Origin of the sequence: Corallococcus sp. CA054B (assembly GCF_003611625.1) — a bacterium.
GTDB classification, from domain to species: domain Bacteria; phylum Myxococcota; class Myxococcia; order Myxococcales; family Myxococcaceae; genus Corallococcus; species Corallococcus coralloides.
In genome coordinates this window covers 14,503-37,735 of the sequence record NZ_RAVY01000055.1, presented here as the reverse complement: position 1 = coordinate 37,735, position 23,233 = coordinate 14,503, and the positions used below count along the sequence as shown (strand labels likewise).

The following is a 23,233-nucleotide window of genomic DNA, read 5'->3' as shown; positions in this document are numbered from 1 at the left end:
CGTCCTCGCGCGGCTTCGCGCGGCCGCCATTCCCATACTTCCTTCTGGTGTCTCTCATGAGGGGAGTAGAGGAATGGCCGTGAGACAGGGCCAGGAACGGACCTCGCCTGGGCGCCCCGCGTCCGAGGCGCCCTCGTCCATCCAGGCCCTCGACGCCCTGGAGCGCATCTCGGACGCGGTCTTCGCACTCGACCGCTCCTGGCGCTTCACCTACCTCAACTCGAACAGCGAGTGGCTGCTGCGACGCCCGCGCGAGGAGCTCCTCGGGTGCATCGTGTGGGACGAGTTCCCCGAGGCGCGCGGCTCCAAGTTCGAGCAGGAGTACCAACGGGCGCTCAGGGAGCAGGTCCATGTCGCGTTCGAGTCCTATTACGAACCCCTCGATGCCTGGCTGGACGTACGGGCGTACCCCTCCTCGGAAGGCCTCACCGTCTGCCTCCGGGATGTCAGTCCCCGCAAGCGCGCGGAACAGGCACTGAATGAGTCGGAGAAGTTCCTGCGCTCCACGCTCGACTCGCTGTCCACGCACATCGCCATCCTGGATGGCCAGGGCACCATCCTCGCCGTCAACGCCGCCTGGAAGCGCTTCGCGCACGACAACGGCTGCGCGGACGAGAACGCGCGCTGCGGCGTGGGCGCGAACTACCTGGAGGTGACGGAAGCCGCGAAGGGCGAGAACGCCGAGGAAGCCGCCGCCGTGGCGCAAGGCATCCGCGACATCCTCGCTGGCCGCAGCGAATCGTTCGTCCTGGACTACCCGTGCCATGAGCCCGGAGAAGGCAAGCGGCGCTGGTTCCTGCTGCGCGCCACGCGCTTCATCGGGTCGGGCCCGCTGCGCGTGGTGATGGCCCACGAGGACATCACCGCCCGCCATGAAGCCGACGAGGCGTACAACCGGCTGATTCGGGAAGAGGCCGCCCGAGCGGAGGCGGAGGCCTCGCGCGAGCGGATGAACGCGGTGCTCGAGCGCATCACCGACGGCTTCGCCGCGTTCGACCGGGACAGACGCTTCACCTATGTGAACCGGCCCGCCGAAACCCACTTCGGCCTCAAGCGCGAGGTGCTGCTGGGCCGGCGGCTGGAGGAGGTCTTCTCCTGCAATCACGGCTCGGCCATGGCGTCCCTGGTGCGCCGGGCGACGGAGGCACAACTCCCGGTGGAGGAGGAGCAACCCTCGATCGTGGACAGCCGCTGGCTGAGCGTCGTGGCGTACCCGTCCCCGGAGGGACTCTCCGTCTACTTCCGCGACATCACCGAGAAGCGGCGCGTCGAGCTGTGGAGCCGCTTCCTCGCCGACATGGGCGCCGCCAGCACGCGCTCCCTGGACTGTACGGAGGTGGTCCGCACCGTGGTGACGCTCGCGGTGCCCACGCTCGCGGACGGCTGTGCCATCGCCACGCGGCGAGGCTGCCTTGATGAAGGAGCCTCCACCGAGGTCGCCGCGGTGACGCACGAACTGGAGGACGCTCTGCGAGCGGCATGCACGCCCGGAGCCGAGACCCCGTTGGGGAGGACCGTGGAGCAGGCGCTGCGCACGGAGTCGGGGCGGCTCCTGGAGGGCCCCTCCGCGAACAGCCCCGGAGTGGAGTCCGCGGTGGCCGTGCCGCTGGCCCTCCAGGACCATTCCCTGGGGGTGCTGCTGCTGGTGTCCGCGCGCACGGGCCTGCGCTACGGCAAGGAAAGCCTCTCGTTCGTGGAGGAGCTGGCGCGGCGGACCGCGCTGGCGCTGGAGAACGCGCGGCTGTACCGCACCGCGAAGCAGGCCGTCGCCGCGCGCGACGAGACGCTGGGCATCGTCTCCCATGACCTGCGCGCGCCGCTGAACACCATCTCGCTCCTGTCCCGCTCCGCGGAGCGCAGCCTGCTGCGGACGCATGAGGAGGCCCATGCCGCGGAGGCCCTGCGCAAGGTGCGCCTCGTGGTGGGCAACATGGAGGGGCTCATCGACGACCTGCTGGAGGTGGCGCGCGTGGAGTCGGGGCGTACGCTGCTGGACGTGGAGCCGCTGGACGTGCCCCGGCTGCTCCACCAGGTGCAGTCCCTGAACGAGCTGTTGGCGGCGGACAAGGCGCTGCGACTCGACGTGGAGACCGGGCCGGGCCTCCCCCCGGTGCGCGCGGACCGGGCGCGCCTGGCGCGCGTCTTCCAGAACCTGGTGGGCAACGCCATCCGCTTCACCCCGCCCGGGGGCCGCATCCTCCTGAAGGCCGAGCGCCGGGGGGACCAGGTGTGCTTCCGCGTGGAGGACTCGGGGCCTGGCATCGACGCGCAATCGCTGCCCCACGTGTTCGACCGCTTCTGGCAGGCCATCCACACGCGCAGGGCGGGCGCCGGCCTGGGGCTCGCCATCGTCAAGGGGCTGGTGGAGGCCCACGGCGGCCGCGTCTGGGTGGAGAGCCAGCCGGGCCACGGCGCCGCGTTCCTCTTCACGCTGCCCGGCATCCCGGCGGCCTCCGCGAGCCTCCCGCTCGGCGGCACAGCCAGCCCGTAACGCCACTCGCCGGGCGCTGGCGCGAGTCTAGAATGAGGCCATGCACCCGCAGACCGTCTCCGTCGATGGCGTCGTCCAGCGCTGGGAGGACCTGCGCCTGCATGACTTCTCCCAGGGCTTCTTCTTCGGCGCGGGCTTCTTCACCACGTTCCGCATCGACGCCGGGCAGCCGAGGTTCCTCGCGCGGCACCTGTCCCGCCTGCGCTCAAGCCTGGACGCGTTCCCCACCGCCGTGCGCGCTCCGGTTCCCTCGCTCCTTCGCGAGGACGCGGTGCGGGAAGCCCTGCGCCGCTGTCTCACCGCGGATGCGGCGATGGGTCCCCGCTTCACCGGCGTGGGCAAGCTCGCGGTCAGCGACGGACACGTGCTGTGCACCTTCCGTCCCCTCCCCCCGGAACTCGAAGCCCTGCACCGGCAGGGCCGCGAACTGGAAGGCGTGGAGTCCGGGACCTACCGGCGCGCGGAGCGCACGGTGAACCACAAGGGCCTGGCCTGGTTCCGCCAGCACGCGCTGCTGCCGTGGATGCCCTTGCTCACCAACGAGGCGGAGGAGGTCTGCGAGCTGCCCACCGCCAACCTCTTCGTGCAGTTGGACGGCGCGCTCGTCACGCCGCCGCTGTCCGCGCCGTGCCTGCCGGGCATCGCGCGCGCGGTGCTGCTGGCCATGGCGTCCGTGGATGGCCTCCCGGTGGTGGAGCGCGTGCTGCCGCTCGCGGACCTGTCCCGGGCGCAGGCGTGCTTCTACAGCAACGCGGTGGCGCTGGCCGTGGGCGTCCCGAGGCTGCTGGGCCGGGAGCTCCCCGACAGCCTGCGGCTCGCGGAGCGGGCCCGCGCCGCGCTGGAGGCCCGCGCCATTCGCGAGGGCTGAGCAGCCAGCCGAGCAGGCGCCGGACATGGCAATTTTCTCGGGCACCCCCATCTTGGGAGGACATCGGAGGACTTCCCTCCAACGACAGGGGGCTCGACATGGAGACGAAGAAGCCAGACGAGAAGCAGGTCCAGCACCAGGGCATGAGCGAGGACGAGAACCTGCGGCACAAGGGCGGTGGGCGCGAGTCCGAGGCGGACCGGCACGCGGGCCCGAAGCCCGAGGGCAACGGCGGTACGGGGCAGCCCGCGGCGTTCCCGGAACACAACTGACACCGGGCGCGCCACCGGGTTTCACGCGACGGCTCGAAGGTGCTTTCGCGGGAGCCGGGAGCCATTAACCTGGGGCGCATGAGCGCACCCTACGTCTCCCGCGTCCCCTTCGAGTCCGTCCACCCGAAGGCCCTGGCCGTGTACTGCTCGGACGGGCGCTTCACCGAGGCCGTGGAGGACCTGGCCCGCCACCTGGGCCACCCACGCATCGACACGCTCACCCTCCCCGGCGGCCCCGCGCTCCTCAACCGCTGGGCGTCGGACTACCTGGAGAGCGAGGGCTTCACGAAGGCCGCCCGCTTCCTCATCGAAGGCCATCACATCGAGGACGTGCTGCTGCTGGCGCACGCAGGGTGCGGCTACTACCACGCGAAGCACAGCGCGCTGGGGCCGGACATCGCCGTGGAGCAGCAGCTGAAGGACCTGCACTTCGGCGCGAAGGAGTTGCAGACGGCGTACCCGCACCTGCGCATCCACCTCTATTACGTGCGCCCCCACGGGAAGACGATCGAGTTCGAGCCCATCCCCCGCGAGGGCTGAGCCCGAAGCGACAGGCGTCCGCCGACCTGATACGGGGGCGCTCGTGAAGACACAAGACGTAGGCAGGGCGCTCCTGGCGTTGTCCCTGGGTGGCTTTGGCATCGGGACGACCGAGTTCGCCACCATGGGCATCCTCCCGCAGATCGCGAGCGGGCTGGAGACGACGATTCCCCGGAGCGGGCACGTCATCGCCGCCTATGCGCTGGGCGTGGTCGTGGGAGCGCCGCTGGTCGCCATCGTGACGGCGCGGATGTCGCGCCGGGCGCTGCTGCTGCTCTTGATGGTGGCGTTCACCCTGGGCAACGCGGCCTCGGCGCTGGCGCCCACGCTTGAGACACTCATCGCGGCCCGGTTCATGGCGGGCCTGCCGCACGGGGCCTACTTCGGAGTGGCCTCCGTCGTGGGAGCCGAGCTGTTGGGGGCCGGGCGCAAGGGACGCGCGGTGGCGTTGATCATGGCCGGGCTCACGGTGGCCAACATCATCGGCGTCCCGGCGGCGACGTTCCTCGGGCAGCAGCTGGGCTGGCGGAGCACGTTCCTGCTGGTGGGCGCCATTGGCCTGGTGACGCTCCTGGCCCTCTGGCTGTGGGTGCCGCACGTGGCGTCACTGGGAGGAAGCAGCATCCGTCAGGAGCTGTCCGCGCTGAAGCAGCCGCAGGTGTGGTGGACGTCGCTGGTGGGCGCGGTGGGCTTCGGGGGGCTGTTCGCGGTGTACAGCTACATCGCTCCGACGCTGACGTTCGCGTCGGGCATGTCCGAGTCGGCGCTGCCGTGGGTGCTCGCGCTCTTTGGCGTGGGCATGACGGTGGGGGCGTTCCTGGGAGGCCGCCTCACGGACCACTCGGTGACGCTCGCGATGTGGGTGGGGTTTGCCGCGACGACGGTCGTGATGGTCCTGTTCGCGCTCACGGCCCAATCGCCCTGGGCGGCGGTGCCGCTGGTGTTCCTCATTGGCGTCGCGGCGCAGTTCCTCGCGCCCGCGGTGCAGGTGCGGCTGATGGAGGCCTCGCCCGGCGCGCCGTCCCTGGCCGCGTCGATGTCGCACTCCGCCCTGAACATCGCCAACGCCGCCGGAGCCTGGGTGGGCGGCCTGGTCATCGCGGCCGGGTATGGGTACCTCGCGCCGGCCTGGGCCGCCGTCGCGCTCACGTTGGTCGGAGCAGCGCTCTTCGCGGTCGCGAACCGTGGCGGCGGCCGTCCCGTGCCGGTGCACGTCGAGCACGCGTAGCCACGCGAGCGCTGATCAACGGTCGTCGCTCGCCCATTCCGCACGGATGTTGGCGACCATCTTCAAGGCATCGGCATCCGAGAGGGACTGGGCCATGGATTCGGCGCTTGCCAGGGACGAACGTGCGCTGTCCGCCCGGCCTGACCGCCAGAGGACGCTCGCCAATGCGATCAGGAGGAGTGGATCCGGATCCGCCGTAGCAATGGCCTCTTCGTAGTAGCGCGATGCTTGCGGAAGTCTCCCGGTGACCTCGCAGTGGAGGCCCGCTGTTCTCGCCAGAAGGGATGCATCGGCGGGCCTTTCCTTGTCTGACCGGGTGAGAGAGAGAGCAGCTTCGAGGCAATCAATGGCCTCGGCCGTCCTCCCGGCCTGGGCGAGCTCGGACGCGGCCCGAAGGGGATGCTTTTCATTCACCATGACCTGAATCTTAAGAGCGCCCAGGAACCGGGTCAGCCCTCCGGGGGCCATGACCCTGGAGGGACTGGCGCGCGCCAAGAAGCGCTCAGCGCGCCCCACCCTCACGGGCTGCCGCGTCCTGGAGCCCCTTCCGGAGCGCATCCAGCAATGACGGCGGGTCACCCACGCGGAAGGCAAGAAGCCCCGCGTCGAAGTCGGCGCGAGCACCCGCGACCTCACCGCGCTGGAGCCTGAGTACGCCCCGCTCGTGAAGCAGCTCGGGGTCCACCGCGTCGCCCTGCTGGGACGCGAGTGCGTCCGTGAGGTCCTGTTCCGCGGCATCCGGCCGCCCCGCGAGGGCTCTGCACCGGGCCCGCTGCTGGAGCAGCCACGGATTGCCCCGGTCCTCCGCCAGGGCCGCCGTCCAGTCCTTCTCCGCCTCCGCCAGCCGGCCCAGCGCTTCGAGCGACTCCGCGCGCTTCATGTGCAGCACCAGCGCCTTGCGGAAGCCCGCCGCCTCCACCTGCGCGAACTCCTCCACCGCCTCCGCGTGCCGCCCCAGCCGGGCGAGCGTGAGGGCCCGGTGGTAGCGCGTGGCCACGTGGCCGGGCGCCAGTTCCAGCACGCGGTCGTACCAGGGCAGCGCCTCCGCCGGCTGGCCGCCCCACACGCCCAGCGTCAGCCCCACCTCCACCAGCACCCGCACCTGCGTCGGATGCGCCTCCGCCAGCGTCCGCGCCAGCGCGAGCGCCGACGTGTAGCGGCCTCCCCGGCGCAGGCGGTCCACCTCGCGCAGGGGCTCGGAGAGCTCCGGGGGCCACGCCTGTCGTCCGTTGCGTTCCATGTGGGTGGGGGCGGTCGTCCGGCATTTCGCAGGCACGTCCCGGGGTGTCAAGGCGGCGACTTGACCCGGAGGCCCGGTCGCGCGAAGAGCGCTGGCATGAAGCCCTGGGAAACAGTGGAGCGAGCGCAGGTGCCGGACGTGGGCGAAGTCGTGCTCGCCCGGCGGGACGAAGAGTACGTGCTGCGCGTGCGCGGCCAGACGTTGATGTCCAGCCGCCAGCATGGCTCGGAGATGGCCATGGCGGAGGCCGGCTGCGCGAACCTCTCGGCGGACACGCCCGCCCGGGTGCTCGTGGGCGGGCTGGGCTTCGGCTTCACGGTCCGCGCGGTGCTCGACCGCCTGGGGCCCGGCGCCCGCATCGTCGTCGCGGAGCTGATGTCCCCGGTCGTGGAGTGGAACCGGGGGGTGCTCGCGCCGCTGGCGAACGCGCCGCTGGAGGACCCGCGCGTCACCGTGGTGGAGGGTGACGTGGGCAAGGTGATGCGCAGGCAGCAGGGCGCCTTCGACGCCATCCTGCTCGACGTGGACAACGGCCCGAAGGCCATGACCCACCCGGACAACGACAGCCTCTACGACCTCGCCGGTGTGTCGCACGCCTTCAACTCCCTGCGCTCCAACGGAACGCTGGTGGTGTGGAGCGCCGGGCCCTCGGCCGCGTACGTGAAGCTGCTGGAAGAGGTGGGCTTCTCCGTCCAGCTCCTCCACCCCTCGGCGCACGGCACCAAGGGACCGAAGCACACCCTCTTCGTCGCCCGGCGCGTGCCCAAGGCGAAGTCCTCGTCCTCGTCCTCGTCGTCCCGGCCGCCGTCTCGAAAGCGCTGAAGCACACGAGCATTCTCTCCCTCCGGAGGTGGCAGCCCATGCGGTGCGTCCAACTGTTCCTGCTCGTCGTCATCCTCGTCAGCGGCGTGGGCCATGCCGCTGAAGCGGAGCCGATGCCTCCGCACACGACGTTCACGCTGACGTCGAAGAAGCTCCGGGAAGCGCGGCGCATCAACGTCTACACGCCGCCCGGCTACGACACGGCGAAGGGCGTGCGCTACCCCGTGCTCTACATGCCTGACGGTGGCGAGCAGGAGGACTTCCCGCACGTCGCCACCACCGTGGACACGGCCATCCGCGCAGGGGAGATGCGGCCCGTCATCCTGGTCGGCATCGAGAACACCGAACGGCGCCGGGACATGACCGGCCCCACGCAGGTCGAGGAGGACAGGAAGATTGCCCCGCGCGTCGGCGGCTCCGCGGCGTTCCGCGCCTTCCTGCGCGACGAGCTGATGCCCCACGTCCGCCGCAAGTACCGCGTCACCGACGAGACGGCCATCATCGGCGAGTCGCTCGCGGGGCTGTTCATCCTGGAGACGTTCTTCCTCCAGCCCGGGATGTTCGGAACCTCCATCGCGCTGAGCCCCAGCCTCTGGTGGAACAACGAAGAGTGGGTGCGCAAGGCCGGCGACCAGCTCAAGGCGAAGCCGGACCTGAAGGCCACGCTCTACGTGGCGTCCGCCGGTGACGACGTCGCGGCCGAGGCCGGGCGCCTGGCCGAAGCGCTCCGCGCGAACGCGCCCACGGGATTGAAGTGGAAGTACGAACCCCGGCCCGACCTGCGCCACGCCAACATCTACCGTTCGATGGAGGCGAAGGTGCTGCGGGAGGCCTTCGCGCCCGCCTCCACCACGAAGGCCATCCCTTGAGCAGGGAGACAGGGCCCGCCGCTACGGCGCGAGCCGCGCGGTGCCCGTGCCCACCGCCTCCGGAGGCCGCATCATCCCGGCCGCCACGCGCAGGCCCAGCCAGCGCGGCGTGAAGCGCGTCAGGTTGGCCTGCAGCCAGTTGCGCCACCCCGGCACCACCGACGCCCGGCCCTGGTCCAGGGCCTTGAGGCCACGCAGCACCACCTCCTCGGCCGTCGCCATGGGACCGACTGCCGCCTGCTGGGTGCCCACCACGTCGAAGAACGCCGTCTTCACGGGCCCCGGGCACAGGGCGGTGACTCGCACGCCGCGCTCGCGCGTCTCCTCCGACAGCGCCTCCGTGAAGGACAGCACGAACGCCTTGGTGGCCCCGTAGATGGCCATGTACGGCACCGGCTGGAAGCCCGCGGTGGAGGCCACGTTGAGGATGCCGCCCACGCCGCGCGCGAGCATGTCCGGCAGGAACAGGTGGCTGGTGTCCACCAGCGACGTGACGTTGAGCATCACCTGTTCGTGCTGCCGCGCGAACGGCGCCGCGTCGAAGGACCCGTGCGTGGCGAAGCCCGCGTTGTTCACCAGCAGGTCCACCCGCAGGCCCTTCTCCTGGCAGCGCGCGTACAGCTCGCGGCCCGCGCCCTCGCGGCCCAGGTCCAGCGCGATGACCTCCGCCTGGATGGGGTAGGCCTTCGTCAGCTCCGCCGCCAGCGCGCGCATCCGGTCTTCTGAGCGGGCCACCAGGATGAGGTCCATGCCGCGCGCCGCCAGCTCGCGGGCGAACACCTCCCCCAGGCCGGAGGACGCGCCCGTCACGAGCGCGCGGTGGCCCGCGTAGGGGAAGGCCTTGCCCCGAGGGGCGGGAGCGACAGGAGCACGAACAGGGGGCTGGGACGAGGTCGTTTGCATGGGGTTAGAATGTGAGCGGTCGCTCACGTTCTCAACTCGCGTGGTGCTCACATTTCCCCGAGGAGGCCTCATGCCCCGCCGTCCCCCACCCTCCCGTCGCAGGGCGCCCCGTCAGGAGCGCGCGCAGGCCACGGTGGATGCCATCCTCACCGCGACCGCTCGCGTTCTGCTCAGGGATGGCTACGAGGCCGCGAGTACCAACCGCATCGCCCAGGAGGCGGGGGTGAGCGTGGGCTCGCTCTACCAGTACTTTCCCAGCAAGGAGGGGCTGGTGACGGCGCTGATGGAGCAGCACCGCGCGCGGTCGCTGGCGAACTTCGAGGCCGGGCTGGTGCCGCTCGCCGGACAGCCGCTCCCGGTGGCGATGCGCGCCATCATCCGGCAGGTGCTCGCGGTGAAGCGGGAGAACCCCCGCCTGCAGCAGGTGCTGCACGAGCTGATGCCGCGGATGCGGCAGTGGGGCCTGTCGGATGCGTACTCGCAGCGGCTGCACCGGCTGGTGCGGGCATTCCTCGCGCCCCGCATCGAGGACCTGCGCCCCCGGAACCTGGACATGGCGGTCTTCATCCTCGTGAACACCGTGGAGGCGCTGTGCCACACGGCGCTGACGGACCGGCCGGACTACGTGGAGGACGATGCGTTCGTGGATGAAATCGCCGCGCTCGCGGTCGGCTACCTGCGCCCGGAGCCGGCCCTGGCGCGTCCAAGGCGCGCGACGCGGGAGCGCGCGGCCCGCGTGTGAAGGGCACCACGTCCTTCCGCGAGGAGGGTCCGACGCGTGGCCTTGGAGGGGCTTTCGCGCGCGTGGACGCCCTCCTCGCGGGAGGAAGGCCGTGTGTCAGGGCGGCGCGGGTGCGCGGCCCAGGGGAATCACCAGCGGCCCGGGCAGGTCCGGCCGCGACACCACCTCCACCTGCAACCCGAAGGTGCCCGCGATGAGGCCGGGCGTCAGCACGCCCGAAGGCGTGCCCGTCTCCACGCACCGGCCCTGAGCCAACACCGCGATGCGGTCCGCGTACCGCGCGGCCAGGTTCAGGTCATGCAACACCGCGAGCACCGCGCCGCCGTCCTGCGCGAACGCCCGGGCGCGCTCCAGCACCAGGTGCTGGTGGGACAGGTCCAGGCTCGCCGTCGGCTCGTCCAGCAGCAGGTAGCGGTGGCCGTGCGCGGGTGGCGTCCACAGCTGGGCCAGCACGCGGGCCAACTGCACGCGCTGCCGCTCGCCACCGGAGAGCGTGGTGTACGCGCGCGAAGCCAGGTGCTGCGTGTCGGTGGCATCCAGCGCCGCGCGGGCGATGTCCAGGTCGGACGCCTCACCGCCCCGCCGGGCATGAGGGCTGCGGCCCAGGGCCGCCACTTCCAGCGCGGTGAAGCCGAAGCCCAAGGAGGCCTCCTGCGGCAGCACGCCCAGCCGCTGCGCGCGCTCCACGTAGTGCCACTGGTGCAGCGCAATGCCCTCCAGGTACACGTCACCCGTCTTGCAGCGCAGCTCGCCCGACAGCGCCGCGACCAGGGACGACTTGCCCGCGCCGTTGGGGCCCACCACGGCCAACACCTCGCCGGGCTGGACCTCCAGCGACAGCGGACCGGCCACCCTGCCCTGCCCGCGCCACACTTCAATGCCGCGCGCCTCCAGGCTCATGCCGCCCCCTTGCGCGCGAGCAGCGCGATGAAGGCGGGCACGCCCAACACGGACGTGAGCGCGCCCACCGGCAGCTCGGATGGAGACGCCAGCGTGCGCGCGAGCAGGTCCGACGCGAGCAGCAGCGAGGCCCCTGACAGCGCGGACGCGGCCAGCAGCCTGCGGTGGTCCGGACCGAGCGCGATGCGCAGCAGCGCCGGCACCAGCAGGCCCACGAAGCCAATCATCCCGCAGAACGACACCGCGGCGCCCACGCCCAGCGCGGCGGCGAGGATGAGCTTGCGCTTGAGCCGCTCCACGTCCACGCCCAGGTGCCACGCCTCACGCTCGCCCAGGAGCATCAGGTTGAGCGCCCGCGCCTCGCTCAGGAGCACCCCCAGCGTCACGGCCAGCGGGAGCGCCGCGGCGCCCACGGTCTCCCACGACGCGCCGCCCAGGCTGCCCAGGCTCCAGAAGGTGATGGTGCGCAGCTGCGCGTCCGTCGCTGCGTGCGTGAGCAGGCCCATGCCCGCGAACGCGCCCGCGCTCACCGCCACGCCCGCCAGCAGCACGCGCGGAGTGTCCGTGCGCCCTCCTCCCGTGCCCAGCCGCAGGGCGAGCACCGTCGCCGCCAGCGCGCCCAGGAAGGCCGCGCCCGGCACCAGCAGCATCCGGAGGGGCCCCACGTGCGCGGCCAGCGTCACGTCCAGCACGATGGCCAGCACCGCGCCCAGCGCCGCCCCGCTGGAGGTGCCCAGCAGGCCGGGCTCCACCAGCGGATTGCGGAAGAGGGCCTGGAGCGCCGCGCCCGTCGTCGCCAGCACTCCGCCCACCATCACGGCCATCAGCACGCGCGGCAGGCGCAAGGTGAACAGCACCGCGCGCTGCCTGGCGTCCAGCCGGTGGGAGGCCTCGCCCAGGCCCAGCGCTTCCCAGAGACTTCCGAGGATGGCGGACGGCGGCACCGTCATGGAGCCCACCGCCAGCGACACCAGGACCATCAACGCCAGCAGCAGTCCCAGCGTCACCCAGGGCCCCGCGCCCGGCAGCCGGGAAGGCACCGGACGCGCCGCGGGCACGGGCATGGCCTCCGACGCGCTCATTTGCAGCCGCCCTTCGCCGAAGCTGGCGCCTGCGCCACGGCGTCCTGCACGCGGGCCACGGCCTGGCCCAGGTGGGGCCCCAGCCCCATGAAGTCCACGTCCTCCACGGTGACCAGCTTCCAGCCCTTCACCTGCGACAGCCCGGGCAGCTTCGCCAGCCCCTCCGCGCCCCCCACGGACGACACCGAGCTCGCGGGCAGCAGCACGAACTCCGGCGCCGCCGCCACCACGGCCTCCGCGCCCAGCGGCTTGTAGCCCTGCAGCGAGTCCGCCGCGTTCACCGCGCCCGTCAGGCGGATGAGCGTGTCCGCGACGGTGCCCGAGCCCGCCACCATCATCGTGCCCGCGCCGCGAGCGTAGATGGCGAGGATGCGCGGCGGCTTCGAGCCCTTGACCTGCGTCGCGCGGTCCGCCGCCTTCTTCAGGTCCGCGTCCAGCTTCGCCACCAGCGCCTTGCCCTGCTCCGGCGTGCCCAGCCGCTCCGCGATGCCCTGGATGCGCGCACGCGCGCCCTCCACCGTGGGCTCGTTGGCGAACGTCTCCACCTTCATGCCCGCCTGCTGGAGCTGCTCCAGCACCGGCGGAGGCCCGGCCTCCGCGGAGCCCAGGAGCAGGCCCGCGCCCAGCGACAGCACCCCTTCCGCGGACAGCGCGCGCTGGTAGCCCACCGTGCGCACCTTCGACGCCTCCGGCAGCGCCGCGCTGGAGTCGTCCACGCCCACCACCCGGTCGCCCGCGCCCAGCGCGAACACCGTCTGCGTGATGGCCGGTCCAATGGTGATGAGCTTCGGCGCGGGCTTCGCCACGGGAGGCGCCGCGTGCGCTGCCACCGCGAACAGCGCCGCGACGAGTCCCCACTTCGAGGCCGTCCGCCTCATGACGCCACCTCCACCGCGGGCAGCGTCCGGACCAACTCCTCCATCAGCGCCCGCCACGAGGGGGACTCCAGCTCGCCCGGCTTCCGCTTGCCGAATAGCAGCGCGATGTTCTCCCCCGCCTTGTCGAACAGCTCCAGCGAGGTGACGTCGCCGTCGCGCGTGGGCTTGCGCACCACCCAGGCGGTGTGGACGTGGTCCGCGCGGACGTGCAGGTTGAAGCCCGGGTCCATCACGTTCATCCACGGGCCCATGGGCCGCACCGTGCGCACCGGGCCGGTGTGGATTTGAATCGCGCCCGGGTTGCCCACGAAGACCATGATGGGCAGCTCGCTCGCCGCGGCGCGCTCCAGCGTCCAGCCCAGCGAGTCCGGCGTCACCGGCTTCGCGAACTCAGTCCCCGCGAGCCGCAGCGCCTGCGTGCGCGCCACCTTGAACTTGCCGAGCAGCGCGAAGAACTCGTGCGTGTCCTGGAGCGCGCGCCAGCCGGCCTTGAGCCCCAGCGCGTCGATCTCCGAGTCCGGCCGGGGCGCGGCGGGAGGAGACGCCGGCACCACGTCCAGCACGTGGCGCTGGTCCTCGTGCTGGAGCTCGCGCACCAGCCCCTCGAAGGCGGCGACGTTCGCGTCGTCCTGGAGGTAGATTTTGTGCACCGCCGTGCCGGCGGCGTCGAACACCTGGAAGCTGCGGCGCACCGTGCCGGAGAGGTCCTCACGCAGCGCGAAGACGAAGCACCAGCGCGACAGGAAGAGCCGCAGGTCGATGTCCTCGTCCAGCACCAGCGCCCGGGCGCCGTGCAGCTCCACCTTGCGGTAGACGCCCTTCTTCTCATGCACGGCGGACGCGTTGCGCGTGAGCGCCATCACCCGTCCCAGCGACTCCAGCCGGGGCAGCAACACGTCCAGGCGCGGCTCCAGCCGCACCAGCTCGCCGTTCAAGCCGGTGGCGAGCAGCTCCGCCTCGCTCACGCCCAGCCTGTCCGCCGCGTCGCGGATGCGCATGCGCGGCTCGGACTCACGCAGGGCCACCCAGCGCTCCCGCAGCGCGGCGAGCGGGCTCCCCGCCTCTTCCGGGCGGCCCATCACGGCTGCACCCCGGCCGGCGCGGCCACCTGCGCCCAGAGCAGCTTCACCATCGCGGGCGTGCCGGCGGCGTCGTAATACGACTGCACCCGCACCTTGAAGTACGTCCCCGAATCCGAGCGCACGACGTAGAGCTGGTCGCGCGGCGTGAGCGTGTGGGTCGGCAGGTCGTAGGCGTACCAGCCGTCCCCCGCGTTGAAGACGGTGTCCGGGCTGTCACCGGTGTCCGGGCCATCCGCCGCGTCCGTCACGTAGCCGGACGCGGGCGCCTGGGTGAGCGCCGCGAACGTCGTGCCCGGCACGATGGCCACCTGCACGCCGCCCGTGCCGCTGACGCCGCCGCGCGCCTTCACCGTGTAGCGCTGGAAGGCCAGGTCCCAGACCGCGTCCTCCGTCGCGCTCACCTGCTTGCCCGTGTCCAGATCCACGCCCACCCACGCCTCCGCGTCGGTCGCGTCCACGACGGAGGTGAACGAGCCGTCGCCGTTGTCGTGGTGCTTGAGGTTCGCGCCGTCCTGCGGCGTGACGACGGGGTTCTCGTCCTCGTCGGGCCCTGGCGTGGGCTGGAGGTCGTCACCGCACGCGGTGCCCAGGCCCGCGATGAGCAGCGCCGCGCAGGCGCGGCCCAGGAAGCCGGGACGGAAGGGAATGAGGAACATGCGGACTCCTTCAGGGTGCAGGGGTGAGGAATCAGAACCGGGTGGAGACGCCGGCCTGGAGGGTGCGGGGGGGAATGGGCAGGTCCGTTGGATTGCCCGCACCGGTGAGGTTGCTGCCCACTACGAAAAGCTGGAGCCCGCCCGCTGGCATGAGCCAGGCGACTCGGGCATCCAGGGAGACGGTGGGGCTGGCACGGTAGGAATCCGCCACACCGTCTCCGTTGGTATCGGGATGGAAGGAACGCTCGCCGGTGAGCGCGCCGCGCACGTTGGCCTCCAGGCGCCACTCGCGGTGGCGCCACGTGGCCTGCGCGGTGAGCCGGTGCCGCGCCTGGCCTTCCAGCGCGCGGTCCAGTTCCTGGTCGGTGCCGTCGGTGAGCGTGTAGCCCAGCTCTACCTGGATGCGGCCGGGCAGCGTCTGGCGCAGGCCCAGCTCGCCGCCGCGCACGCGGGCCCGGGCGATGTTGATGTACGAGTAGCGCAGGAAGTCGCCCTCGGACTGAAGCGACGCGGTGATCATGTCGCGCAGCGAGTGCTGGAACAGGCCCACCCACACCACGGAGTCGCGCGTGGGGCGCGTCTCCACGTTGAAGCTGAAGCTGCGCGAGCGCTCCGGCTTCAGGTCCGGGTTGCCGCGCACGGTGTAGCCCACGCCGGGGTTCTCGAAGTCGATGAGCAGGTCCTGGAAGCTGGGCGCGCGGTAGCCCCAGCCGTAGCTGCCGCGCACGGTGAGCCACGACAGCGGGTCCACCTTCAGCGCGAAGCGGGGCGTGAGCGCGAGCCCGAACTGTGAATCCACGTCCACCCGTCCGCCGCGCACCGCCACCAGTCCCAGGCGCTCCCACAGCGTCCAGCTGTCCTGCGCGTACAGGGAGCCTCGGCCGCGCCGCCCGCGTCCGCCGTCCAGCCGGTCCGACTGGAGCCATTCGCCCAGGTACTCGGTGCCCACCACCAGCGCGTGGCCGCCGCCGGGACGCGCGTCCAGCTGCGCGCCCACGCGGGCCTGCTGGTCGCGCGTGTCCTCCACGGTATCCAGCGCGCCGGCGTTGCGCTGGTCGCGCAGGTAGCGCCGCTCGTAGTGCCCGTAGGACACGTCCGTGCGCAGGTTCACCTTCTCCCCCAGCCGCCAGGACGGTGACAGGCGCGAGGTGAAGGTGTTGTCGCGGGTGGCCCGATCAAAGACCGCGCCCGCGGCGCCCAGCTCCACGCCGCGCTGGATGCGGTGCGAATAGGAAGCGGTGCCCTCCAGCGACAGCGTCTCCGTGCCGCGCCAGTCACCGCGCGCGGACAGGTCGTAGCCGCTCAGCGTGCTGCCCGTGGTGCCGATGTCCGCCGTGTCCAGGTCGTAGGCGTCGCGCCGCTGGAGCCCGGCGCTCATGCGCAGGCCCCACGCGTCGCCGCGCGCCTCACCGGTGGCGTCCAGGTCCAGGCGCCCGAGCGTGCCGTACGCTGCGCGCAGGTCCGCGCCCAGGGTGCGCTGCGCGCGGCGGGTGATGAAGTTCACCACGCCCGCCACCGCGTCGCTGCCGTAGAGCACGGACCCGGGGCCCTTCACGATTTCAACCTGTTCGATGTCCTCCAGCGACAGGCGCGACAGGTCGATGTTGCCGTCCACCTTGCCGGTGACGCGCTCGCCGTCCACCAGCACCAGCACGTACTCCGGGGCCAGGCCCTGCATGGACAGCCCGGAGCCCGAGAAGCCCTGCTGCACCACGAAGCCCGGGCGCGCGTTCAACAGCTCCGACGCGTCCCGCGCGCCGCTGGCGACAATCTCCGAACGGGTGATGACCTCGGTGGCCACCGGCGTCTCGCGCAGACGCTCCTGCGTGCGGGAGCCCGTCACCACCGTCTGGAGCGCGGGAGGCTCCTCCACCGGAAGCGCGGCCTGCGCCACGCCTCCATCCGCGGACGGCACGTCCTCTGCCCGGGCCAGGCCGGACAGGGCACTCCACAGCAGCGCGCACAGCCACCAACGCCCGGACATCCCTCGTCCTCCCGGCACGAAAGCCGGGGGCTTCCGCTCACGGGAAGCCTGTCGGGCGCTGGGCTCAGGGGCCTCGGGCCGCAGGAAACACACTGCCGCGAGCCCCCCTCACCGGAGGCCCGTTCCTTCAAAGCGGCTCAGTCGCGCGCACCACTCCGGGGAACACCGCCGCCCCGCGGCCCCGCCGAAGTCCCGGCCTCCAGCGGCACCACCTGCGTCCGGTGACACCGGCGGCACTTCAGCTCCACGCCGCCCGGCACCAGTCGCGCCAACAGGCTGCCGCACATGCAGCGCAGCTCTCCGGCACTTCCCTGTGGCCCGCATCCCTCGTGCATCGCGGCTCCCTGCGTTTGATGGGGCCGGACGATATTGATACTGACTATCAAAGTCAAAAGACCTCCAGTGAACCCTCCAAGTGGGCGTTCAGAGGAGGACCGGCTACTTCGTGCCCGTCTTCGCCTCGGGGCGCGGGGTGGGCGTGGTGGCCTTGGGGGTAACGAGCAGGGGCACCCGGCCTTCGGGGTAGAGCGCGGTGAGGCGGTCGCCGCGAAGCTCCAGCGCGGCCAGGTGGCGGCCGTAGTGGGTGCTGAGGCCCGTGTCGATGACGATGACGCGGCCGCCGAAGCGGATGGAGAGCCGGCCATCCTTGGACGGCGTGTGGCCCATCACCATGCGGCGGGCGCCGAAGCGCTCCAGCACCTGCGTGAGGCCCGCGTCCCACTTCGCTTCGTCGTCGATGGCGTAGCCGCGGAACCACACCGGGCCCTGCGGATCCACGCCGCCGCCCGGCGCCTGTCCCGGCGTCAGGTCCTGCCACACCCAGCGGTTCACCTCCTCCAGCGTGGTGCCGGGGACGGTGGGCGCCAGGCCGCCGTGGAGGAAGAGCGTGTCGTTGATGCGGATGACGGCGGGGTGCGAGCGCAGCCACTTCCCGTAGCGCCCGTCCGCGGCGTAGGCGGCGGCGTGACCATGGAGCCCCTTGGGCTCGCCCGGGCCGTCAGCGACGGAGGACTGATCCGCGAAGGAGGCGAACTCGCCGGGCGTGACGTAGCGCAGGTCCCCGCGCATGTTCATCAGCTCGTGGTTGCCCAGGAGCGGGTGCACGCGGCCGCCGGCCTTGCGCGCCTCGGTCTCCAGGCGCATGAGCAGCTCGAAGGCATCGCGGGTGTGGTCGCCCCGGTCCGGCAGGTCCCCGGTCTGCACCAGGTGCGCCTTGCCGCCAATCCAGTGGTCCTTCGCGTCGATGAGGCCCGCGAGCCGCAAGACCTCCTTCAGCGCGTCCACGTCGCCGTGCACGTCCGCCACGGCGACGATGCGCTCCACGCCCGTGAAGACGAAGGGGTCCTGCTTCTTCGGGGCGGCGGCACCCGCGAGCGCGGGCAGGAGTAGCAGGGACAGGAGAACGGGACGCACGGGCTTCCTTCCTTTGAAGAGGGCGGAAGCCTATCGCACGTCCCGCTTGGGCCTACGCCCTCGCGGCGGCGTAGATGTCCAGCAGCGTGATGCCCGCGACAGCGCCGGTGGCGGCGAGCAGGCGGCCCTTGCGCACGCCCGGCTCGCGCAGGCCCTTGCCCATGGTGGCCAGGTCGAGCGCGTCACCGGCCACGCGCGCCCACAGCCACGGGCGCTTCTTCGCGGGGCTCAGCAGCGCCACACCGGCCGCGAGCTCCCGGGCGCCGTAGGCCCGCACCCACTTGTCCCCGCGCGAGATGCCGAAGAACCGGAGCAGGTTCCACGCCCCCAACAGCTCCGTGACGCCCAGGCCCACGCTGAACCAGCCCAGCGCGCGCGGCAGCTTGCTCATCGCCTTCGCCATGACACCGCCTCCTCCAGCAGAAAGGTCCGGTGGAAAGCTGGAGGCGTCCCCGGCGCACGCCAAGACCCCTGGCTGTCCAGGCGCCAACGCATGCCGGGAGGCAGACAGGCGATGGAGCCCCTGCCCTAATGGGAGTTGCCGCGAAAGTGGGCCGGAATGGCTCGCACGAGCTGAGGATCCTTCCAGTCCCAGACGCGCTCCGGTGCGCTGTCCACGTCCACCGGCACGGAGTTCCACGCATGCACGTCGTAGGACGTGGAGGCCCGCCAGTGGAAGACGAAGCTGAAGGCGGCCGTCGCGGCGAGCACGCCCACCAGGGCGCGCTGCTGGCGGGGCGCATCCACCGCGAGCTGCACGGGGTACGCGAGGAAGACCGCGAGATAGGGCAGCACGTCCGTGAAGAAGCGCGGCCCCACGGAGTGCCCCGCCCACCAGACGGGGAACGCGGAGATGGCCACCCAGTGAAGGAGCACGATGACGGCGAAGGCCTTCTCGGAGGGCTCCAACTCCCGGCTCCGCCAGCGCTGGACGAACCCCACCCCGGCGAGCACCAGGAACGGCGAATAGAGGAGCAGCCCGCGCGACGGGCTCACCAGGTTCGTGGCCAGCGCCATGAGGAAGCGCGAGCCCATGATGTCCAGCGGGTGCGAGTAGTACGGCGACAGGAGCGAGCCGTAGATGCGGAGGTTGTACCCGCAGAACGGCAGCGCCACGAGCGCCGCCCCCGTGAAGTACGCGGGCAGCAGCCGGCGGAAGCGCAGGACGAAGTACGCGGTGACGACCACCACGGAGAGCGAGTGCGTGGGCCGGCACACATACGCGAGCGCCACCGCGAGCCCGGCGAGGAACGCGGTGCGCGGCGTCTGCGCGGGCCTCGACAGCAGCAGCACGACACAGGCGATGGCGAGCAGCCCGGGGCCGTGCTGCCAGAGGACGCGGCTGGCGGTGGAGTACGCCGTCGTCCCCAGCCCGAAGAGCAGGACGGTGACGAGCGCGGCGCGGGCGGACACGCGCCTTCGCAGCGCGACGAGCAGCACGCCCGCGGCGGCGCACACGTAGAACGAAGCGATGAGGTTCTCGGTGCGGTGGAAGGAGCCCAGGTCCACCTTGCCGGTGCTCCGGAACAACTCCAGCCACGCCAGCGCATCCGCGCCGGGAGTCCCCAGGTGCGCCAGCAGCGGCCGGCCCAGTGAGAACAGCCCCTCCGCGGCCGCCAGGAACGGGAGCGCGGAGACCATCACTCCGGGCGGGTACTCGTAATAGGTGTGGCCGCCGTAGACGCCTCGCGCGTATGCGGTCGCCGGGGCGAACGACGGCGCGAACTCGTCCAGGTCGGCGTTGCCCTCATGGAGGATGCTGGCGGCGGAGGGGATGGACCACAGCGAGTCCGTCTGCATCTGCACCTGGCTCGCGGTGTAGACCGCGAACAGCCCCAGGCACAGCAGCCAGGCCGCGAGGGACGAAGCCGCGAAGTCGCGGCGGGACGGGGAGGACGCCGGAAGCACGGAGCCGCTTCTAGCGAATCCCGGCTCCCTGCGCGCGGCCCGCGTCACGCGGGGGAAAATCAGCGAGGATGGCGCGCATGAAAATCTGGGTCGATGCCGATGCGTGTCCGGGGCCCGTGCGGGACATCCTGCTGCGCGCCGTGCAGCGCGTGAAGGTGCCCATCGTCTTCGTGGCGAACAAGCCGCTGGCGCTGCCGCGTCTGGCGTACGTGTCCACCGTGCAGGTGGGCGCGGGGCTGGACGTGGCGGACCGGCACATCGCCACGTCCGCGGAGGCCGGGGACCTGGCCGTCACGCAGGACATCCCGCTGGCCGCGCTGCTCGTCCCCAAGGGCGTCGTGGTGATGGACCCACGCGGAGAGCTCTTCACGCCGGAGACCATCGACGAGCGGCTGTCGATGCGGAACTTCATGCAGGAGCTGCGCGACAGCGGCGTGAACACGGGCGGCCCTGGCGGCTTCTCACCGCAGGACCGCCAGCAGTTCGCGGCCACGCTGGACCGCGAGCTGACCCGGCTGGTGAAGCAGCAGGGCTGAGGCGTCAGAGCCTAATGGCCGGCGCCGCCGCTGCCCTCCGCGGGAGGCGTGCCGGTGGACGGCGCCACGGGGCTCGTGCCAATGCCCTTGTTGCGGTTCCAGGCCTCCGGGATGATGTCCAACCGCGCGCCGGGGTTCTGCGACGGCACGACTTCCGGGGCCAGGTTGTCCGCGCCGCGCATGTCGATGCCGCCCGAGCCGCCCGTGCCCACCTCGTTGGCGTCCACGCACTTGAAGTCCTCCGGCTTCGAGGACTTCTTGATGCCCGTGCCTCCGGTGGCTTCAGCGCTGGCCTGGGCCTCCGCGCCCACGGTGCCGTAGAAGTTCAGGTCATGCTTGCGCTGCATCTCCTGCGTGCGAGGCGACTCCTCCGAGTCCCAGGACATCTCGTCGCTGGCGAATGCCTCGGACGGGGACTCCTGTGGAACGGACGCGGTCTGCGTGGCACAGCCGCCCAGCAGGAGCGCGGTCATCGAGGCCATGAGCGGAAGCTTCATCGGGGGGTCCTCCAGAAGTGTCGTCCGCCTCTCAAGTTGGAGGCACTCGCGGCGGGGGCAAGCGACGGGGAACCAGCCGGGCCAGCGGCCCCGTTCCAGGCCGGGGCCCTGCTCAATGGTCCACGGACGCATCGCCTCCGTGCAGACAGGCCAGCGCCGCCACGGTGAGTGACTCGCAGCCGCTGCGCAGTGAGCCCTCGCGGTCCGGCGCGTAGTGGCTGGTGTGTGGCCCCGGCAGGTGCGCCACCTTCTCCTGCGGCGTCGCGCCCGGCGCCTCCTCCCAGGCCTTTCGCGGGGTGATGCCCATGTACCAGTACGCGATGGGCACCGGGCGCTCCGGCCCCTGGGCGAAGAAGGGGAAGTCCTCGCTCGCGGTGGCGAGCACGCCTGGCACCAGCGCTTCCGCTCCGAACCATTCCGCGTGCGCGTCCCGGACGCGGCGGATGAGCTCCGGGTCGTTGCGGTTCACCGGCCCGCGGTTCAGCACCTCCACCTGGGGAGGCTTCGGCGCGCCCGACGCCGCGGCCTCGCCCTTCGCGATGCGTTCGATGGCCGCGAGCACGCGCGCCTGCACCGCTTCGTCCTCCGTGCGCACCGTCAGCTCCAGCACGGCTTCGTCCGGAATCACGTTGGCGCGAGTCCCCGCATGGAAGCTCCCCACCGTCACCACCGCGGCCTCCAGCGGCGACAGCACGCGCGACACGATGGTCTGCAGGCGCATCACCACGCTGGCCCCCAGCACCACGGGATCCACGGACAGCTCCGGCTGCGCCCCGTGCGAGCCCCGGCCGAAGAGGCGCAGGCGCACGTGCGCGGAGCCCATCATCGTCACGCCCTCGCGGTGCATGAAGGTGCCCACCGGCAGCGGCGCCGTGTGCTGGCCCAGCACCGCGTCCGGCGTGCCGAAGCGCGAATAGAGCCCGGCGTCCAGCATCGCCTTCGCGCCCTGGAAGGTCTCCTCCGCCGGCTGTCCCACCACCATCAGCGTGCCGCGCCACGTATCGCGCGAGCGAGCCAGCACCGCCGCCGTGCCCACCAGGCACGCGGTATGGACGTCGTGGCCGCACGCGTGCATCACCGGCTCACCGTCCTCCGTCCGGGCGCGGCTCGCGTAGGGCAGCCCCGTCTTCTCCTCCACGGGCAGCGCGTCCATGTCCCCACGCAGGAGCACCGTGGGCCCGTCGCCGTTGCGCAACAGGCCCACCACGCCGTGGCCGCCCACGTCCCGGCTCACCTCGTAGCCCTCCGCTTCCAACCGGCGCGCCACCTCGGCGGCCGTGCGCGCTTCCTGACCGGACAGCTCCGGGTGCGCATGCAGGTCCTGGTAGAGCGCGTCCACGTCCGGCAGCACCGCGTCCAGGTGCGCGAGCGCGCGCCGGGCGCGGGCCTGGATGCCTGAAGCGGTGGACGGGCCCGTGACGGACTGGGGGTAGGCGTCGTTCATGGCGGAGTGCTCCCATCCCGGACCCGAGGAGGAGGTACCGCGGGCCTCCGGGTACGGCTCAAGGTGGAAGCCGCGCGCGGGGCGTCACAGGGGGATGGGCAGGGAGGCAGGCAGGGGCCCGGCTTCGTGCGCCGCCTCCCCCACCCTCGGGGGCGCCGTGGGCCTCCGGGGTACCGCCTGTTCGTTCGTTGTTCGCCCCTCCCCCGAAGGTCACCTTCTGGCTGCGCATCAGACACATGGAGGGAGCGGTCATGAGGCGAAGCATCGCGTTGGGGCTCTGCCTGGCAGGACTGACGGGTGGCGCCGCCAGGGCCCAGGACCCGCCGCCGGACGCGCCCACGCGGATGGGGCGGGTGGATTGGAAGGGCCCCTACTTCCTCCTGGGATTGGGAGTGGAGGGCTACACGGGCAAGCTCGCGCCCAACCTGGATCCAGGGCCGTCGTATGGCGTCTTCGTGGGCTACCGCGCCAATGACTATCTGGGCCTGGAGCTGGGCTACAGCGGCGGCGTGAGCAGCCTGTCCGTCGCGGACAGCTCCGACTTCTTCGGCACGCCGGACATCGTGCGCAACGGAGCGCAGGCGGCGCTCACGATTGGCTTCACCCCCACCCGGCTGCAGCCCTATGTGCTCGGGGGCATCGGCGTCGAGCGCTACTCGGTGCGCGAGGGCACCTTCTTCCGGTTCTTCGACGACACCGGGGGCTACGCGCCCGTGGGAGCGGGCGTGCGCTTCAAGATCAACCCCCAGCTCACGGCCGAGGTGCGCGGCAGCTACAGCTTCCTCTTCGGACAGGACTTCGCGCCTTCGCAGGACATTGGCGCGGGGGATGGCCGCTACTCGGGCATCCTGATGATTGGCGGCAGCTATTGAGGTGCG

The 23,233-nt window shown here is 71.8% G+C and carries 24 protein-coding genes; 10 read left to right on the top strand and 14 right to left on the bottom strand.

Translation table 11 applies throughout. The features are described 5' to 3' along the window. Positions 1-73 precede the first annotated feature (73 nt). The 5 genes from D7V80_RS15995 to D7V80_RS15980 all read left to right on the top strand — a co-directional run bounded on the left by D7V80_RS15995 (position 74) and on the right by D7V80_RS15980 (position 5,399). Entirely contained in the window at positions 74-2,491 is a 2,418-nt protein-coding gene (locus tag D7V80_RS15995) for a PAS domain-containing protein (protein WP_120588985.1), read from the top strand. A 40-nt stretch (positions 2,492-2,531) separates the two neighbouring features. Then, positions 2,532-3,359 carry an aminotransferase class IV gene (locus D7V80_RS15990; RefSeq protein ID WP_120588984.1) on the top strand — a complete coding sequence of 276 codons (828 nt, stop codon included), beginning with the start codon at positions 2,532-2,534 and terminating at the stop codon, positions 3,357-3,359. 98 nt (positions 3,360-3,457) lie between these two features. Beyond that, positions 3,458-3,631, top strand: coding sequence for a hypothetical protein (locus tag D7V80_RS42260; protein WP_199738664.1), 174 nt, complete (start codon positions 3,458-3,460; stop codon positions 3,629-3,631). A gap of 78 nt (positions 3,632-3,709) precedes the next feature. After that, the gene (locus tag D7V80_RS15985; protein WP_120588983.1) at positions 3,710-4,171 is read left to right on the top strand and encodes a carbonic anhydrase; all 462 of its coding nucleotides are present in this window, start codon (positions 3,710-3,712) and stop codon (positions 4,169-4,171) included. A 43-nt stretch (positions 4,172-4,214) separates the two neighbouring features. Beyond that, complete coding sequence (locus tag D7V80_RS15980; protein ID WP_120588982.1) at positions 4,215-5,399, top strand: MFS transporter; 1,185 nt, start codon at positions 4,215-4,217, stop codon at positions 5,397-5,399. Between the two features lie 15 nt (positions 5,400-5,414). Here the strand turns inward: D7V80_RS15980 and D7V80_RS15975 are convergent, their stop codons facing one another. Together D7V80_RS15975 and D7V80_RS15970 are read right to left on the bottom strand one after the other, a co-directional pair. Then, positions 5,415-5,816 carry a hypothetical protein gene (locus tag D7V80_RS15975; protein ID WP_147447114.1) on the bottom strand — a complete coding sequence of 134 codons (402 nt, stop codon included), beginning with the start codon at positions 5,814-5,816 and terminating at the stop codon, positions 5,415-5,417. Between the two features lie 85 nt (positions 5,817-5,901). After that, positions 5,902-6,639, bottom strand: a complete 738-nt coding sequence (locus D7V80_RS15970; protein ID WP_120588980.1) for a tetratricopeptide repeat protein — start codon at positions 6,637-6,639, stop codon at positions 5,902-5,904. A 96-nt stretch (positions 6,640-6,735) separates the two neighbouring features. Here D7V80_RS15970 and D7V80_RS15965 point away from each other — a divergent pair, with 96 nt between their 5' ends. Both D7V80_RS15965 and D7V80_RS15960 read left to right on the top strand, forming a co-directional pair. Continuing rightward, positions 6,736-7,461, top strand: a complete 726-nt coding sequence (locus D7V80_RS15965) for a hypothetical protein (protein WP_120588979.1) — start codon at positions 6,736-6,738, stop codon at positions 7,459-7,461. Between the two features lie 38 nt (positions 7,462-7,499). Beyond that, positions 7,500-8,330 (top strand): alpha/beta hydrolase, encoded by an 831-nt coding sequence (locus tag D7V80_RS15960; RefSeq protein ID WP_120588978.1) that lies wholly within the window; start codon positions 7,500-7,502, stop codon positions 8,328-8,330. Positions 8,331-8,351: 21 nt separating this feature from the next. Here the strand turns inward: D7V80_RS15960 and D7V80_RS15955 are convergent, their stop codons facing one another. Continuing rightward, positions 8,352-9,233: an SDR family oxidoreductase gene (locus D7V80_RS15955; RefSeq protein ID WP_120588977.1), complete on the bottom strand. Its 882-nt coding sequence runs from the start codon at positions 9,231-9,233 to the stop codon at positions 8,352-8,354. Positions 9,234-9,303: 70 nt separating this feature from the next. Here D7V80_RS15955 and D7V80_RS15950 point away from each other — a divergent pair, with 70 nt between their 5' ends. Beyond that, a complete protein-coding gene (locus tag D7V80_RS15950) occupies positions 9,304-9,975 on the top strand; it encodes a TetR/AcrR family transcriptional regulator (RefSeq protein WP_158616642.1) in 672 nt (223 codons plus the stop codon). Positions 9,976-10,071: 96 nt separating this feature from the next. On the opposite strand, the gene D7V80_RS15945 is transcribed toward D7V80_RS15950, so the two are convergent. From D7V80_RS15945 to D7V80_RS15900, 9 genes are all read right to left on the bottom strand, one after another. After that, positions 10,072-10,875, bottom strand: coding sequence for a heme ABC transporter ATP-binding protein (locus D7V80_RS15945; RefSeq protein WP_120588975.1), 804 nt, complete (start codon positions 10,873-10,875; stop codon positions 10,072-10,074). Continuing rightward, positions 10,872-11,957: an iron ABC transporter permease gene (locus D7V80_RS15940; RefSeq protein WP_120588974.1), complete on the bottom strand. Its 1,086-nt coding sequence runs from the start codon at positions 11,955-11,957 to the stop codon at positions 10,872-10,874. The genes D7V80_RS15945 and D7V80_RS15940 overlap by 4 nt, the downstream gene beginning before the upstream one ends. Then, entirely contained in the window at positions 11,954-12,835 is an 882-nt protein-coding gene (locus D7V80_RS15935) for a hemin ABC transporter substrate-binding protein (RefSeq protein WP_120588973.1), read from the bottom strand. Before D7V80_RS15935 ends, D7V80_RS15940 begins: the two co-directional genes overlap by 4 nt. Next, positions 12,832-13,914 carry a hemin-degrading factor gene (locus D7V80_RS15930; RefSeq protein ID WP_120588972.1) on the bottom strand — a complete coding sequence of 361 codons (1,083 nt, stop codon included), beginning with the start codon at positions 13,912-13,914 and terminating at the stop codon, positions 12,832-12,834. Before D7V80_RS15930 ends, D7V80_RS15935 begins: the two co-directional genes overlap by 4 nt. Next, entirely contained in the window at positions 13,914-14,573 is a 660-nt protein-coding gene (locus tag D7V80_RS15925) for an HmuY family protein (RefSeq protein ID WP_120588971.1), read from the bottom strand. Before D7V80_RS15925 ends, D7V80_RS15930 begins: the two co-directional genes overlap by 1 nt. Before the next feature lie 31 nt (positions 14,574-14,604). After that, on the bottom strand, positions 14,605-16,557 hold the full coding sequence (locus tag D7V80_RS15920; protein WP_120588970.1) for a TonB-dependent siderophore receptor: 1,953 nt from the start codon (positions 16,555-16,557) through the stop codon (positions 14,605-14,607). A 438-nt stretch (positions 16,558-16,995) separates the two neighbouring features. After that, positions 16,996-17,970: a metallophosphoesterase gene (locus D7V80_RS15910; RefSeq protein WP_120588968.1), complete on the bottom strand. Its 975-nt coding sequence runs from the start codon at positions 17,968-17,970 to the stop codon at positions 16,996-16,998. Between the two features lie 52 nt (positions 17,971-18,022). Continuing rightward, complete coding sequence (locus D7V80_RS15905; RefSeq protein WP_014394489.1) at positions 18,023-18,373, bottom strand: hypothetical protein; 351 nt, start codon at positions 18,371-18,373, stop codon at positions 18,023-18,025. A gap of 125 nt (positions 18,374-18,498) precedes the next feature. Beyond that, complete coding sequence (locus D7V80_RS15900; protein WP_120588967.1) at positions 18,499-19,878, bottom strand: hypothetical protein; 1,380 nt, start codon at positions 19,876-19,878, stop codon at positions 18,499-18,501. 77 nt (positions 19,879-19,955) lie between these two features. On the opposite strand from D7V80_RS15900, the gene D7V80_RS15895 reads away from it, so the two are divergent. Then, positions 19,956-20,414: a YaiI/YqxD family protein gene (locus D7V80_RS15895; protein ID WP_014394487.1), complete on the top strand. Its 459-nt coding sequence runs from the start codon at positions 19,956-19,958 to the stop codon at positions 20,412-20,414. Positions 20,415-20,425: 11 nt separating this feature from the next. Here the strand turns inward: D7V80_RS15895 and D7V80_RS15890 are convergent, their stop codons facing one another. Together D7V80_RS15890 and D7V80_RS15885 are read right to left on the bottom strand one after the other, a co-directional pair. Beyond that, positions 20,426-20,911 (bottom strand): hypothetical protein, encoded by a 486-nt coding sequence (locus tag D7V80_RS15890; RefSeq protein WP_120588966.1) that lies wholly within the window; start codon positions 20,909-20,911, stop codon positions 20,426-20,428. A 112-nt stretch (positions 20,912-21,023) separates the two neighbouring features. Then, positions 21,024-22,355 (bottom strand): amidohydrolase, encoded by a 1,332-nt coding sequence (locus tag D7V80_RS15885; protein WP_120588965.1) that lies wholly within the window; start codon positions 22,353-22,355, stop codon positions 21,024-21,026. 251 nt (positions 22,356-22,606) lie between these two features. Here D7V80_RS15885 and D7V80_RS15880 point away from each other — a divergent pair, with 251 nt between their 5' ends. After that, entirely contained in the window at positions 22,607-23,227 is a 621-nt protein-coding gene (locus tag D7V80_RS15880) for an outer membrane beta-barrel protein (RefSeq protein WP_120588964.1), read from the top strand. Positions 23,228-23,233: the final 6 nt, after the last annotated feature.